Consider the following 14,582-nt stretch of genomic DNA (forward strand, 5'->3'; position numbering starts at 1 on the left):
GCCATGTTAAGTAGAACTGCCTCGGATCTGTACTGGATGTCGCGTTACCTGGAGCGGGCGGAAAATCTCGCACGGATGCTCGATGTCAGCTATTCGCTGTCGCTGATGCCGCAGGACGGTCGCGGCGACGGTCTGCACGAACTGGCCATGCCGCTGTTGATCACCGGCACCCTCGACGATTACCTGGAGCGTCACGGCGAACTGCACGCCGAACGCCTGCTGCACTTTTTCGCCCTTGATGCGGCCAACCCGGCGAGCATCTACAGCTGCCTCGGTGCGGCACGGGCCAGTGCGCATGCGGTGCGCGGGCGGATCACCGCGGACATGTGGGAAAACATCAATGCCACTTGGCTGGAGATTCGCGGCATTGCCGAACAGGGCCTCAGCCGCTACGGCATGAGCCGCTTCTGCGAGTGGATCAAGGAGCGTTCGCACCTGTTCCGTGGTGCGTCCTACGGCACGATCATGCGCAACGATGCATTCCGCTTCATTCGTCTGGGGACGTTTATCGAGCGTGCGGATAACACGCTGCGCCTGCTCGATGCGCGCTATGAAATGGCTGGCGATCAGGCCGAGGCCGTCAGTGACGGCACCGCCCACGCCTACTATCAATGGAGTGCGCTGCTGCGGGCGTTGTCGTCGTTCGAGGCCTACACCGAGATCTACCGCGACGCACCCGGCGCCCGGCATGTCGCCGAGCTGTTGCTGTTGCGCGCCGATGTCCCGCGCTCGTTGCGTGCCTGCACCGAGGAAATCGACCAGATCCTCGCCCAGTTGCCGGGCGCCAACGGCCGTCCGGCACAACGCCTGGCCGCTGAGATGGACGCGCGGCTGCGTTACACCGGCATCAACGAAATCCTCGCCGAAGGCCTGCACGCCTGGCTCACCGAATTCATCCCGCTGGTGCGCCAGTTGGGCAACGCGATTCACAGTTCATACCTGGAGGCTGCATGAGACTTTCCATTAGCCACGAGACCACCTATCACTATGAAGATCAGGTGCGGGCGAGCATCCAGTATCTGCGCCTGACCCCGCACGACAGCGAGCGTCAGCACGTGTTGAGCTGGCAGCTCGACTTGCCGCGCCCGGTGCGCGCCCAGCTCGATCCGTTCGGCAATATTCTGCATGTGCTGACCATGGACGAGCCGCACGAAGCGATCATCATCGGCGCCCGGGGGCAGGTCGATATCGATGAATTGCGCGAAGCCGAGCATGAGAGCCAGTCGGCGCTGCCGTTCTTGCGCTTCACCCGTTTGACCGAGGCGGACGAGGCGCTACGGGCGTTCGCGGCAAGATCCTGCAAGCAGCGGCGTGATCGCACGGCGCTGATCGACCTGATGCATGGCTTGAATCAGCACATGACCTACACGCCGGGTTCGACCGAAGTCGACACCAGCGCCGCCGAAGCCTTCGCCGGGCGCGCCGGGGTTTGCCAGGATCACACCCATGCATTTCTGGCGTGCGCACGCAGCCTGGGGATTCCGTCGCGTTATGTGTCGGGTTATCTGTACAGCGAGGACGCCGAGCACCTGGCCAGTCACGCCTGGGCCGAAGCGTGGCTGGATGACGCCTGGTACAGCTTTGATGTGACCAACCAATTGGCCCGACCTGAGCGGCACTTGAAACTGGCGGTGGGCCTGGATTATCTGGACGCCTGCCCGGTACGCGGCATGCGCCGGGGCGGCGGGAGTGAGCAGATGCATGCGAAGGTGTTCGTCTCGCCGACGCCGGTTATCTCCGTGCAACAACAGTAATTTGCTTCACACAAAACCCTGTAGGAGCGAGCCTGCTCGCGATAGCGGTCGTCAGTTTAAGGATCAGTGACTGACACTCCGCTATCGCGAGCAGGCTCACTCCTACAGGGGAATGTCGTCAGGGCTTAACCTTGCGCCCAGCCATGTGTTGCAAATAGCCGATCAACAACTGCAAATCCCTCTCCGGCAACACCTCTGCCGAAAACCCTGGCATCTTCGCCTGAGGCCACTGGCGCAAGCTCTGTGGATCGCGAATGTAGCGCTTGAGGAAATCGGCGCCGAAATACTCTGTGGGGTTATACGGAATGTTCAGGTCCGGCCCAAATTGCGCATCCCCCGCGCCGTTCAGGCGATGACAAGCCAGGCAGTTTTTCTGAAACAGGGCAAAACCCTGATTCACCGGGTCATTCGCTTTCAGCTTGGGATCCGGCAGCAGCGCGGGGAAGCGCTCGGCCACCGGCGCCATGCGCTTGATGCTCGCGACTTCGAACGGCCATTGCTCCGGGCTGATGTTGCCGGCCTGCGGGTCGGTCCACACCAGATAGAACGGCCCGGCGCTGTGCTTGCCTTCCGACAGCGGCGGCCACGGCTGCGCCGGGTCCTCAATCGCCAGCCACGCCCGCGCCCCTTTGCTGTTGAGCAGCGGTGCAGCATTCATTTCTGCGGCAAACCCGTCCAGCGCCACGGCTTGCAAGTGATCGTCGGGTTTGATGCCTGTGAGCAGCGCCGCCACAGGCACGACGCGATAAGTCATGTCCTTCTTGTAGGACACATCGTTCTTGATGGTGAGGGTTTGCACCTGCGGATGCTTGAGCAATTCCTCGGTCTGCCAGGTGCGACTATTCGCGCCCAGCTCCAGCGTGAGCTGCGCCGCAGACAAGGGCATGCTCAGCAGCAAGGCCCAGAACGCAATGAGCGTTTTCAAATGTTCGCCGTCCATGTCGTGGAAGTGCACAAAGGTTGGCACAGCCAGGCTGGCCCGGGTAGCGGGCCAGTCACATTTTCATTGGCGATAACGGGCGCCTGCCGCTTGAGTCAGCCAATCACCTTGGTCAGATTGGGCAAAATCAACAACAGCGTCGTGGCGAAAAGAATGAGTCCTGCTTGACGAACTTTCGGTTGTTTGAACATGGCTTGACCGCCTTTTTTGTTATTTCCTGGTGTTTGCCTGCATATCCATGACGGCAAACGCTGCACTTCCTGTTGAAGGACGTCGGCCCCGGCAAAACCCGACGACCCTGACGTACATGTACTACCTTAGAGGCCGCGTCACGCTTGGCTTAGATCCATTTCATATGTATTAGCTGCCGTTTGCGATAAAAAACGCATGAGGCGTATTGCCAGCTTCTTCGCCGCCCGCTTGCTAGACAACTCGCTGACCTGAACCGGTTCACCTGAGGGTGGATGACCGTCCGTCTGAGCGTGCGCGTCAACGTCATTGAGCGCTGTGGTCATTGAATCCATGAGCGCTCGGGCCAACAGTGACACTACGAATTTCACTCACCGCACAGGTTCGAGGACGTCATGACCCAAGCTTTGATTTTCGATGCGTTACGCACGCCCCGCGGCAAAGGCAAGGCCGACGGCGCGTTGCACAGCGTCAAACCGGTGAATTTGGTCGCCGGGTTGTTGACCGCGCTGCAAAGCCGCACGGCGCTGGACACCAGTCAGGTCGATGACGTCGTGCTCGGCTGCGTCACGCCGATCGGTGATCAAGGCTCCGACATCGCCAAGACAGCGGTGCAGGTGGCCGACTGGGACGTCAGCGTGGCCGGCGTGCAGATCAACCGTTTTTGCGCCTCGGGTCTGGAAGCGGTCAACCTCGGCGCGATGAAAGTGCGCTCGGGCTTCGAGGATCTGGTGGTGGTCGGTGGCGTCGAGTCGATGTCGCGGGTGCCGATGGGCAGCGATGGCGGCGCCTGGGCACTGGACCCGCAGACCAACCTGCACAGCCACTTTACTCCGCAGGGCGTCGGCGCCGACCTGATCGCCACCCTTGAAGGCTTCAGCCGCCACGACGTCGATGCCTACGCGTTGCACTCGCAACACAAAGCTGCGCGGGCGCGGGCTGACGGTTCGTTCAACAAGTCGCTGGTGCCGGTGCAGGATCAGAACGACATCATCCTGCTCGACCACGACGAATTCATTCGCGCCGAATCGACGATGGAAGGCCTGGGCAAACTCAAGCCGAGTTTCGAAATGATCGGCCAGATGGGCTTTGATGCCACTGCACTGCGGGTTTACAGCCACGTCGAGCGGATCAACCACGTGCACACGCCGGGCAACAGCTCCGGGATCGTCGACGGTGCGGCACTGATGTTGATCGGCTCCGAAGCCAAGGGTCGCGCGCTGGGCCTGCAACCGCGGGCCCGGATCGTCGCCACGGCCGTCACCAGCACCGACCCGACGATCATGCTAACCGGCCCGGCACCGGCCACGCGCAAGGCTTTGGCCAAGGCGGGATTGCGCGTGGAGGACATCGACCTGTTCGAGGTCAACGAGGCGTTTGCTTCGGTGGTGTTGAAGTTCATCAAGGACATGGCGGTGGACCCGGACAAGGTCAACGTCAACGGCGGCTCGATCGCCATGGGCCATCCGCTGGGCGCCACCGGTTGCGCGATCCTCGGCACCCTGCTCGATGAACTGGAAGCCCGGCGTCTGCGCTACGGCCTGGCGACGCTGTGTGTCGGCGGCGGCATGGGCATTGCCACCATCATCGAACGCCTCTGAGCCCCGAATTCAAGGAACCTTGTTATGAGCGAAGCCATTCGTTACGAAAAAGGCCAGGACGGCATTGTCGTCCTCACCATCGACATGCCGGGCCAGAGCGCCAACACCATGAACGCCGTGTACCGCGAGGCCATGGGCGCCTGCGTTGCGCGGCTGGTGGCGGAAAAAGACAGCATCGTCGGGGTGATCATCACCTCGGCGAAGAAAACCTTCTTTGCCGGCGGCGACCTCAATGAGCTGATCAAGGTCGGCAAATCCGAAGCCAAAGCCTTCTATGACATGGTGCTGAGCCTCAAAGGGCAATTGCGCACTCTGGAAACCCTCGGCAAACCGGTGGTTGCGGCGATCAACGGCGCGGCGCTTGGCGGTGGCTGGGAAATCTGTCTGGCCTGCCATCACCGGGTGGCGCTGGACGATGCGGCGGTGCAACTCGGTCTGCCTGAAGTGACGCTGGGCCTGTTGCCGGGTGGTGGCGGGGTGGTGCGCATGGTGCGCATGCTAGGCATCGAAAAGGCACTGCCGTATCTGCTCGAAGGCAAGAAGGTGCGCCCGCAACAAGCGTTGCAGGCCGGTTTGATTGATGAGCTGGCGGCGGATCGTGATGAATTGCTGGCCAAGGCCCGTGCGTGGATTGTCAGCCATCCGAGTGCGGTGCAGCGTTGGGACGTGAAGGGCTATCAGATTCCTGGCGGCACACCGTCGAATCCGAAAGTCGCACAGATGCTGGCAATTGCGCCGTCGATCCTGCGCAGTAAAACCCAGGGCACGCTGCCTGCTCCGGAGAAAATCCTCTGCGCGGCGGTGGAGGGCGCGCAGGTCGATTTCGACACCGCACACCTGATCGAAACCCGTTACTTCACCGAGCTGACCACCGGGCAGATCTCGAAAAACCTGATCGGCACCTTCTGGTTCCAGCTCAATGAGATCAACGCCGGTGGCTCGCGTCCTCAAGGATTCGCGCCTTACGTCACGCGCAAGGTCGGCGTGCTCGGTGCGGGCATGATGGGTGCCGGGATCGCTTTCGTCAGCGCCTCGGCTGGTATCGATGTGGTGCTCAAGGACATCAACCTGGCGGCGGCCGAGAAGGGCAAGGCCCATTCGGCGGCGCTGCTCGACAAGAAAGTCGCCCGTGGGCAGATGACGGCTGAAAAGCGCGAGGCGGTGCTGGCGCGGATTCAGACCAGCGAAAGCGATGCCGATCTGGCGGGTTGCGACCTGATCATCGAGGCGGTGTTCGAGGATCGTGAACTCAAGGCGACGGTCTCGTCGGCAGCGCAAAAAATAGTGGGTTCTGATGCAGTGATTGCCTCCAACACTTCAACCTTGCCGATCACTGGACTGGCGACCGCAGTACCCGATCAGAGCAAGTTCATCGGCCTGCATTTCTTCAGTCCGGTGGACAAAATGCCGCTGGTGGAAATCATCAAAGGCGCGCAGACCAGCGCTGAAACCCTGGCTCGGGGTTTCGACTTCGTTCTGCAGATCAAGAAAACCCCGATCGTGGTCAACGACAGTCGTGGCTTTTTTACCTCGCGGGTGTTCGGCACCTTCACCAATGAAGGCATCGCCATGCTCGGCGAGGGCGTGAGCGCGCCGATGATCGAGACCGAAGCGCGCAAGGCCGGGATGCCGGTCGGGCCTCTGGCGATCTCCGACGAAGTTTCCCTCAGCCTGATGAGCCATATCCGTCAACAAACGGCCAAAGACCTGCAAACGGAAGGGAAACCGCTGATGGAACACCCGGCCTTCGCCGTGATTGACTTGCTGCTCAACGAATACAAGCGTCCGGGCAAAGCCGCCGGCGCTGGATTCTACGATTACCCGGCGGGTGATCAGAAGCATCTGTGGCCGGAGTTGAAAACGCGCTTCGAGAAGGCCGACGGGCAGATTTCACCCAAGGATGTGCGTGACCGGCTGCTGTTCGTGCAGGCCCTGGAAACCGTGCGCTGTGTGGAGGAGGGCGTGCTGACTTCCACGGCGGATGCCAACGTCGGCTCGATCTTCGGCATCGGGTTTGCGCCGTGGACCGGCGGCGCGTTGCAGTTCATCAATCAGTACGGGGTGCAGGACTTCGTCGCACGCGCGCAGTACTTGGCTGAGCAGTACGGCGAGCGCTTTGCGCCACCGGCGCTGTTGCTGGAAAAAGCCGCGAAAGGCGAGCTGTTTTAAGTGATCGGGTGAACGCTGCGGGGCTTGCCTTGTCGGGGTGTTTCAAGGCAGGCTCTGGGGTGTTCATTATTCCCATCACGTGTCAGGTATTTTTTATGTCGCTACGCATCTGCATTCTGGAAACCGACATCCTGCGTCCGGAACTGGTCGATCAATATCAGGGTTACGGGCAGATGTTTCAGCGCCTGTTCTCGCAGCAACCGATTGCTGCCGAGTTCACCGTATACAACGTGATGCAGGGCGAATACCCCAGCGACGATCAGACTTTCGATGCGTACCTGGTTACCGGCAGCAAGGCCGATTCGTTCGGCACCGACCCGTGGATCCAGACCCTCAAGCAATACTTGCTGAGCCGTTACGAGCGAGGCGACAAGCTGCTCGGCGTGTGTTTCGGCCATCAATTGCTGGCGCTGCTGCTGGGCGGCAAGAGCGAGCGTGCCACTCAGGGCTGGGGCGTCGGCACCCACAACTACAAACTGGCGGCCAAGGCGCCGTGGATGAGTCCGGTGCGTGAAGAGCTGACGCTGCTGATCAGTCACCAGGATCAAGTGACGGCGCTGCCGGAAAACGCCACGGTGATCGCCTCCAGCGATTTCTGTCCGTTTGCTGCGTACCACATCAACGATCAGGTGCTGTGCTTCCAGGGCCACCCGGAATTCATTCACGACTATTCGCGAGCGCTGCTGGACCTGCGTCAGGACGCGCTGGGTTCGCAGATCTACTCGAAAGGTGTGGCCAGCCTGGAGCAGGAGCACCATGGCACCACGGTAGCGGAGTGGATGATGCGGTTTGTGGCGCACAAGCCAGAGGCGGAAGCGCTTTAAGACCTGACATTTATCTATGTGGCGAGGGAGCTTGCTCCCGCTCGGATGCGCAGCAGCCGTAATTTACGGCAACTTGATGTCTGTATGGGCGCGCTTCGCACCCCAGCGGGAGCAAGCTCCCTCGCCACAGGACTACAACCATCCCGACTTCTTGAAACTAGCCCACAAACTCACACACCCCACCGTGATAAACCCCAGCACGGCGAAATAGCCGTAGTGCCAGCTCAGCTCCGGCATGTTCTGGAAGTTCATCCCGTAAATCCCCGCCACCGCCGTCGGGAACGCCAGAATCGCCGCCCACGCGGCAAACTTGCGCTGTACGACGCTCTGTCGTGATGCTTCCAGCAGCACCCCGATTTCGATGGTCTGGCTGGCGATGTCGGCCAATGTGGTCAAGTCTTCCATCTGCCGCGTGACGTGTATCTGCACATCGCGGAAGTACGGGCGCATGTTCTTGTCGATAAACGGGAAGCTCAGCTTCTGCAGTTCTTCACCGATTTCGACCATTGGTGCCGCATACCGGCGCAGACGCACGACATCGCGGCGCAAGCCATGGAGTTTCTGAATGTCACGCTCATTCAACGCGCTACAGAGCACGTTGCGCTCGAGCTCATCGATCTCGGCGTGGATCGCTTCGCCCACCGGCTGGTAGTTCTCGATCACGAAATCAAGCAGCGCATACAGTACGAAATCTTCCCCATGCTCCAGCAGCAACGGACGCGCCTCACAGCGTTGGCGGACATGGGCGTAGGACGCCGAGTGACCGTTGCGGGCGGTGATGATGTAACCCTTGCCGGCGAAGATGTGGGTCTCGATGAACTGCAGCACGCCGTTCTCACGGATCGGCGAATAGGTGACGATGAACAGCGCATCGCCAAAGGTTTCCAGTTTCGGCCGGCTGTGTTTTTCCAACGCATCTTCGATTGCCAGTTCGTGCAGGTTGAACTGGCGTTGCAGGTTGGCCAACTCCTGAGCGTCCGGCTCCTCAAGGCCAATCCAGACGAAATGGCCGGGCTTGGCGGCCCACGCGGCTCCCTCATCGAGAGCAATGTTGGAGACTTTCTTACCCTCGCTGTAAACCGCAGCAGCAACAACTCGACCCATGGTAGTGATTCACTTCTTCTTGGCAGATGGCGGGGAATTCAACGGCGTCAGCTTAGCCGTGTGCTGCTTGAGAGTCAGCGAAATCTGTACAGTTCACCCGGCAAAAGAAAACCCGCACGAGGCGGGTTTGTTTTTCATGCAGCTTGCAGCTGCTGATCCATTGCGGCGATGCATTCGCGCATCTGTTCGCGGCACTGGCTCATAAGCATGGGCATGTCATCCATGGTCAGTCCTGCTGTAGGAATCGCCGGCAGCGAGCGTATGAGGATTTTCCCGCTGCGCCAGCTGTTCAGGCGCATGTGCTTGATGTAGCTGCTGACGCACACCGGCACGATCGGCACTCCGGCGGCGATTGCCATCTGGAACGCGCCTTTTTTGAACGGCAGCAGTTCTTCACCAAGGTTGCGCGTGCCTTCCGGGAATACCCAGATCGAGGTGTCCTCGTGTTGCAGGGTGTGGGTCGTGGTAAGCATCGACTTGCGCGCCTTGTGCGCGTTCCCACGATCGATCAACACGTTGCCCGCGAGCCAGAACAATTGCCCGAACAGCGGCACCCATTTCAGGCTTTTCTTGCCGATGCACACGGTCCGGCGCGGTACCACGTTGCCGAACACGAACAGGTCGTAGTTGGACTGATGGTTGGCAACGATCACGCAGCTGTCGGGCTTGTTCATCAGCGGGCCGACGTCGGCTTTTACCCGCAAGCGCAGAATGCACATGGCTGGAAGCGCGTAGAGGCGGGCGCAGAGACGGCTGTTGTCCGGGTTGAAGGGCCGACACAGCCCGAGGATCACTCCCAGCACTCCGGCCAGGACAAAGTGCAAGCCCATCAACAACATACGCAACAAAAACAGCATTTTCAGGGCCTGCCTGGACAAAAGGTGGCGCAGTGTACGGATGTGCACTGTTTTCGGCAATTGCTGCTATAGAGTCCGGAGATAGGCGATGTTTAAGCGCATGTTTCCGAGTTGATCGTCAGACGCGTCCTAGAGCTGTCGGCGGATGATCAACCGAACAGGCAAGAAAAAGCCCGACACGACGGTCGGGCTTTTCTTCGGCTCGGGAAGCGTGGGCTCAGCCCAGGTGCTCCTGATCCTGGATGATCGCGTTGTCGAGGGCTTCAAGCAACGCCTTGCGCACTTTGAGCTTGGTGTTCTTGTGCGCGGTCATGTTGATTTTCTTCAACTGACGCGCCGCCGCCAGCGCAGCGCCTTGCAGCTCTTCGGCAGATACCACCTTGTCGAGGAAGCCGGCATCCACTGCGCTCTTGGGATCAAACATCTCGCCGTTGATCACCGAGCGGTGGAACGCCGAACGACGCAGGCGATCACGCGCCAGCTCGATGCCGGCGTGGTGCATGGTCATGCCGATCTGCACTTCGTTCAGGCCGATGCTGAACGGGCCATCAACGCCAATGCGGTAATCGGCAGACAACAGCAAAAACGCGCCTTTGGCCACGGCATGGCCCGGGCAGGCAACAATCACCGGGAACGGGTGAGAGAGCAGACGGCGGGCCAGGGTCGAACCGGCGGTGACCAGTGCCACGGCTTCTTTCGGGCCGGCGGTCATCACCTTCAGGTCATAGCCACCGGACAGAATCCCCGGCTGACCGGTAATGATCACAATGGCACGATCAGCCACCGCCTGATCCAGCGCCGCGTTGAACGCCGCAATCACGTCCGGGGAAATGGCATTGACCTTGCCGTTGTTCAAGGTCAGGGTCGCGATACCGTCTTCGAGGTGGTAGGCAATCAACTCACTCATGACGCTATTCCTTGTAAGAAAGATGGGCAGACGTTACCCACCGCCGTAGGCCAGGTAAAGCGCTGTGACTGACTCGCCGGTCACCGTTTCCGGCCGCGCCCGGCGTAGCACACCGTTCTGCTTCTATATAGAAGGGTGGCCGTCACCAGAGATTGGCCGTTTTGCCATCGCCCCGGGCGGGGCGAAACGCCTTTTTGTCTTAACCGCATGAAAATTCTGAAAAAAAGTTTGCCATCAGAAAAGCTTTCGACTACATTAGCGCGCCTCGACAGACAGAACATGTTTGAAGAGATACGGTGAAGTGTCCGAGTGGCTTAAGGAGCACGCCTGGAAAGTGTGTATACAGGAAACTGTATCGAGAGTTCGAATCTCTCCTTCACCGCCACATTCAGTAAACACAAACCCCTGATTTTCCTAGAGAAAGTCGGGGGTTTGTGGTTTTTGGCGTCTGTAAATCAGCCCTATGGGAACAATAGGGGGCGGGCGCTTCATTTCTGTGTAAAAAGCGGTCTCCGTCAAAAAGGTTCTGGCGTTTCCAATAAAGCGAGAAATATTCGCGCTTCACCGGTTTCCTTTGTTTGTGAATTTGCGCGATAGTGGCTTTTTGTTATCGCCTTCAGGATGAGCTGCTTGCCTGAACGCTTTTTGGCAGTCCAACGCAGGGAAGTGCAGTGAAGACAGTTGTCACGATGGTTCTATTTTTGATGTTGTGCGGCTGCGGTTCTGACTCTCGCAGCTCTGCGCCGACACTCTGGACAGATGGCATCATGCTGGAGCAGAAGAAGGTCACCGTCGATGATCAGCATGCCAAAGTTGTCATGCAGGCAGCGGGTGATACGGTCAATCCGGTGGATTTTGAAGTGGTCAGAGGTAATGATCCGGATCAACGTCCCGATCATCTGGGGACAGTAGTCAAACCGTTTCGCAATAAAGTCGGCGCATGGTTCAGTCGTCTCGGCAGCGCGGTCTCCAAGCAGTTCCCCCAGCTTGAAATGCAGGCCGATCCCGGTCAGACGCTACTCGTGAGCGGTTCATCGACGGTCAAAAGTCAAACTCCGGCGCCAGGCTATCTGACGCTTTACAACGAAGACTATGTATTCAACCAGTCGAAGAACAAGTATGAGAAAAAGCTGACCGCCAATCCGACGGTCTCGTCGTATTACACCTGCGGGCCTGTCACCAGTACCTTTATTCCCGAGAAGCAGAAAGTTTATCTGGCAGAGTTTGTCTTCGTGGATCGTGGGGACGGATGTGAACTGCAGATCTACGACATTACACAACCCGAACTACGTCTCCCGATCGTTGCCATCAAAGGCGCGCTACCCTCGTCGGACAGGTCCTTCCACTCGCCATAAGCTGTGTAGAAAGCTGCCTGATCGCTGCTCGGCGAGATTTCGCGCAGACCTTGGCGAGCTTTGCAAAAAGGCGAGTGTTGTTGCAGATCTGGAAACTGCCCCGTAGCGGAACCATTTTTGAATGGTGGAAGTTAAAATCGCCAGATTTTCTGCGAGTTAAAAGGACGGCTTCCATGATTATTTCCACCACACATTCCATCGAAGGCCGACAGATCACCGCGTACCTGGACATTGTCAGCGCGGAGTCGGTGCAAGGTGTCAATGTGATCCGTGACATGTTTGCCGGCATGCGCGACTTTTTTGGCGGGCGCTCTCAGACGCTCGAGCGTGCATTGAAAGAGGCGCGGGTTCAGGCGATTTACGAGATCAAGGAGCGGGCGCAGGCGTTGCAAGCGGATGCGGTGGTTGGGCTGGATTTCGAGATCAGTATGCCAGCGGGCAAGGGCGGTATGGTTGTCGTGTTCGCGACGGGCACTGCGGTCAAGTTGCGTTGATGCAGTTGCCGTAGTCCGCGAGCCCATTCAGTTGATGAATGGGTTTTTTTCTGTCGATCAGCCACGTGGTTTGTTGATGTAAGCCACGAGTGTCTGAGGTCGCTGGCGAGTTTAATCGATGTAGGCCATTCGTCGGGCATCAGTCGATCTGAATCACAAGTCCAGTAATGACCAGCTAGTCTCAAAAGTCTTGGAGGTCGATATTTTTTCAGGCAAAAGGCTTTGCCGGTATCGATCTATTACGAAGGGGAGAGGCTATGACTGATCCGTATATCGAAGACGATGGTGCCGAATTTTCATTCAACAACTGCGTCCGCTGCGGCCAGACGGAGTATCAGGCGGGCTTTGGCGAGGATCCGGTTCAGACCGGCAAGATCAAGTCCACCGCGCCCAAGGGGCCGAAAGCCAAGTTTCTTCCGAAGGTCTCGGCACGATCGAGAAAGTGATAGATGACAGAACGACCCCGTCTATGAACGGGGTTTTTTATGCCCGAGGTTTATGTAGGGAAATATCCTACAAGCGATGGGGCAAATTCTTAGTTTTTTCACAAACTTTTCACCTCCACAGACGTAGGGTGAAGCCATCCGTTAGAAAGCAAGTCTCCAGCCCGTCTCCCCAGCGGGCTTTTTTTTGCCTGCGATAAAACCTTTTGCGAAATCGCTGTCCAATCGGCGCCAAGTGCGCGGCGGCAGCTGAATTATCTGGACTTCAGCGCGTCGGCAGCATTCAATCTCGGCCCCTTTTGATCTCCCTATTTTTGAGGTTTTTTCATGCGTCTAACATTGCCTGCTCTGGTTCTGGGGCTTCTGGTTGCTCAAGGTGCGGTCGCCGGTGAAGGCACTGCTGCACTCGGCGGCGGACTGGGTGGCGCGCTGGGTAATGTGGTCGGCCAGAAAATGGGCGGCAGCACGGGCGCAGCGATTGGTGCCGGTGTTGCAGGCGCGGCCGGCAGTGCCATGGCCGCTGGCAAGGGCAGCCGGACCAAAGCAGCTATCGGCGGTGGTGTTGGCGCGGCCGGTGGTTCGGTGATCGGCAACAGCCTGGGCGGCAGAAATGGCGCGACCATTGGCGCAGGCCTTGGTGGCGCTGCAGGTGGTGCGGTGGGCACCAACCTGTCCAAAGGTCACAAGCGCCACTGATATCGAGCGCTTGTCAGAAAAAGCCCGGCTCGATGCCGGGCTTTTTCATGGCTGAACGTTTTCGCGGAAAACCGCTCAAATTTGACACGAGCCCCTGTGGGCATACCGTCCCGATTCGGGAACTGTGAGGTTCAAATGCGTTTGTCATTGTCTGCACTGTTTTTCGGATTACTGGTCGCTCAAGGCGCGATGGCCGCCGGCGATGGCAGCGCCGCCGTCGGTGGCGGACTGGGCGGTGTGCTCGGGAATGTGGTCGGTGGCCAGCTCGGCGGCAGCACCGGTGCGGCGGTCGGCGCAGGTGTAGGCGGCGCGGCAGGTGGCGCGGTCGGAGCGAATAAACACAATCGCACTGAAGCCGCCATCGGCGGTGGCCTCGGCGCAGCCGGCGGCTCAGTGGTCGGCAACAGCTTGGGCGGCTCCACCGGCTCCGCCATTGGTGCCGGATTGGGCGGCGCGGCCGGCGGTGCGGTGGGTAACAATCTGGGTGGCGACGGCGGGAAGGGGCATTCCGGCGGTGGCCACAAGCACAACAAGTACAAACATAAAAACCGCCACCATTGATTGAATACCGAAAACAAACCCGGCCTCGCGCCGGGTTTTTCGTGTCTGGCGGCCGGACTCTGGAACGATTGGCTGTAGGACTTTTCGAACGTTATACAACCCACGAGCTGCAGAGGTTTGCCATGACTCCCGAAACAGAAGGCAAGGAAGAAAAAGGCCCGAGCGGTCTGCCGTTTATCAATGATCCTGGGAACGAGGATCCGGGGTCGCTGATGGATGATGCGACGGTGCCGCTGAATGATGCGGATGAGGCGGATATGGAGTATGAAGAGGATGAGGATGAGCAATAAGTTTGTCTTGATAGTCGAGCGCAGCAGCGCACTGAATTTCAATATCCGGGGCCTGTACTTCAGGCCCTTTGATTCGGATCGGTTTGCTCGCGAGGTCAAGGTCGATAAAACAGTCCTACTGATTCTGATGGGAAGTGAATGGCGCACCCTACGCCGTACAGTTCATATTGAATTTCATCCGTTATTTCACCGCAGCGTTCGATTTGCTTGCTCCGCCAAAGTCTTAAAATTCCGCGTGAAAGAGGTGCGCGGACTTTGCGGGGGATCAAAATGGAAAGAAGTCGGGAAAGCAGGCGTTAGCTGTAGGGCGTTTCGCTAAATATCAGAGAGTCATTCCACGGGCTAAACATTGCCCGTTGCTCAATGTCCACTGGCCTCGCTATGCTGCTGAACCCATT

The 14,582-nt window shown here is 58.9% G+C and carries 16 protein-coding genes and 1 tRNA gene; 13 read left to right on the top strand and 4 right to left on the bottom strand.

Features of this window, described 5'->3' with window-relative positions; all coding sequences use genetic code 11:
* The first annotated feature begins 3 nt into the window (after nt 1-3).
* The gene (locus V9L13_RS01490; RefSeq protein WP_007960702.1) at nt 4-954 is read left to right on the top strand and encodes an alpha-E domain-containing protein; all 951 of its coding nucleotides are present in this window, start codon (nt 4-6) and stop codon (nt 952-954) included.
* Entirely contained in the window at nt 951-1,754 is an 804-nt protein-coding gene (locus tag V9L13_RS01495) for a transglutaminase family protein (protein WP_045122354.1), read from the top strand. The genes V9L13_RS01490 and V9L13_RS01495 overlap by 4 nt, the downstream gene beginning before the upstream one ends.
* Nucleotides 1,755-1,872: 118 nt before the next feature.
* On the opposite strand, the gene V9L13_RS01500 is transcribed toward V9L13_RS01495, so the two are convergent.
* On the bottom strand, nt 1,873-2,694 hold the full coding sequence (locus tag V9L13_RS01500; RefSeq protein ID WP_003223229.1) for a cytochrome c: 822 nt from the start codon (nt 2,692-2,694) through the stop codon (nt 1,873-1,875).
* Between the two features lie 584 nt (nt 2,695-3,278).
* Between V9L13_RS01500 and V9L13_RS01505 the strand changes: the two genes are divergently transcribed.
* From V9L13_RS01505 to V9L13_RS01515, 3 genes are all read left to right on the top strand, one after another.
* Nucleotides 3,279-4,484: an acetyl-CoA C-acetyltransferase gene (locus V9L13_RS01505; RefSeq protein ID WP_338801246.1), complete on the top strand. Its 1,206-nt coding sequence runs from the start codon at nt 3,279-3,281 to the stop codon at nt 4,482-4,484.
* Between the two features lie 24 nt (nt 4,485-4,508).
* Complete coding sequence (locus V9L13_RS01510) at nt 4,509-6,653, top strand: 3-hydroxyacyl-CoA dehydrogenase NAD-binding domain-containing protein (protein ID WP_338801247.1); 2,145 nt, start codon at nt 4,509-4,511, stop codon at nt 6,651-6,653.
* Nucleotides 6,654-6,748: 95 nt separating this feature from the next.
* Entirely contained in the window at nt 6,749-7,477 is a 729-nt protein-coding gene (locus tag V9L13_RS01515) for an amidotransferase (RefSeq protein ID WP_103485840.1), read from the top strand.
* A 132-nt stretch (nt 7,478-7,609) separates the two neighbouring features.
* Here V9L13_RS01515 and V9L13_RS01520 read toward each other — a convergent pair whose 3' ends face one another.
* The 3 genes from V9L13_RS01520 to V9L13_RS01530 form a co-directional block, all read right to left on the bottom strand.
* Nucleotides 7,610-8,581 (bottom strand): magnesium and cobalt transport protein CorA, encoded by a 972-nt coding sequence (locus tag V9L13_RS01520; RefSeq protein WP_003223238.1) that lies wholly within the window; start codon nt 8,579-8,581, stop codon nt 7,610-7,612.
* Nucleotides 8,582-8,715: 134 nt separating this feature from the next.
* Entirely contained in the window at nt 8,716-9,438 is a 723-nt protein-coding gene (locus V9L13_RS01525; protein ID WP_003223239.1) for a 1-acylglycerol-3-phosphate O-acyltransferase, read from the bottom strand.
* A gap of 217 nt (nt 9,439-9,655) precedes the next feature.
* Entirely contained in the window at nt 9,656-10,345 is a 690-nt protein-coding gene (locus V9L13_RS01530; RefSeq protein ID WP_338801248.1) for a crotonase/enoyl-CoA hydratase family protein, read from the bottom strand.
* A 295-nt stretch (nt 10,346-10,640) separates the two neighbouring features.
* Here V9L13_RS01530 and V9L13_RS01535 point away from each other — a divergent pair.
* The 8 genes from V9L13_RS01535 to V9L13_RS01570 all read left to right on the top strand — a co-directional run bounded on the left by V9L13_RS01535 (nt 10,641) and on the right by V9L13_RS01570 (nt 14,503).
* Nucleotides 10,641-10,730, top strand: a tRNA-Ser gene (locus V9L13_RS01535).
* Between the two features lie 286 nt (nt 10,731-11,016).
* Nucleotides 11,017-11,700 (top strand): hypothetical protein, encoded by a 684-nt coding sequence (locus tag V9L13_RS01540; protein ID WP_338801249.1) that lies wholly within the window; start codon nt 11,017-11,019, stop codon nt 11,698-11,700.
* A 173-nt stretch (nt 11,701-11,873) separates the two neighbouring features.
* Nucleotides 11,874-12,194 (top strand): YbjQ family protein, encoded by a 321-nt coding sequence (locus V9L13_RS01545; protein ID WP_338801250.1) that lies wholly within the window; start codon nt 11,874-11,876, stop codon nt 12,192-12,194.
* A gap of 257 nt (nt 12,195-12,451) precedes the next feature.
* Complete coding sequence (locus tag V9L13_RS01550) at nt 12,452-12,640, top strand: hypothetical protein (RefSeq protein ID WP_103521257.1); 189 nt, start codon at nt 12,452-12,454, stop codon at nt 12,638-12,640.
* Nucleotides 12,641-12,964: 324 nt separating this feature from the next.
* Entirely contained in the window at nt 12,965-13,333 is a 369-nt protein-coding gene (locus V9L13_RS01555; RefSeq protein WP_045122356.1) for a hypothetical protein, read from the top strand.
* Nucleotides 13,334-13,468: 135 nt separating this feature from the next.
* The gene (locus V9L13_RS01560; protein WP_103485841.1) at nt 13,469-13,894 is read left to right on the top strand and encodes a YMGG-like glycine zipper-containing protein; all 426 of its coding nucleotides are present in this window, start codon (nt 13,469-13,471) and stop codon (nt 13,892-13,894) included.
* Nucleotides 13,895-14,016: 122 nt separating this feature from the next.
* Nucleotides 14,017-14,184, top strand: coding sequence for a hypothetical protein (locus V9L13_RS01565; RefSeq protein ID WP_003223252.1), 168 nt, complete (start codon nt 14,017-14,019; stop codon nt 14,182-14,184).
* A complete protein-coding gene (locus V9L13_RS01570) occupies nt 14,174-14,503 on the top strand; it encodes a hypothetical protein (RefSeq protein WP_338801252.1) in 330 nt (109 codons plus the stop codon). The genes V9L13_RS01565 and V9L13_RS01570 overlap by 11 nt, the downstream gene beginning before the upstream one ends.
* Nucleotides 14,504-14,582: the final 79 nt, after the last annotated feature.

It is taken from the genome of Pseudomonas sp. RSB 5.4 (genome assembly GCF_037126175.1).
Taxonomy (GTDB): Bacteria; Pseudomonadota; Gammaproteobacteria; order Pseudomonadales; family Pseudomonadaceae; genus Aquipseudomonas; species Aquipseudomonas fluorescens_H.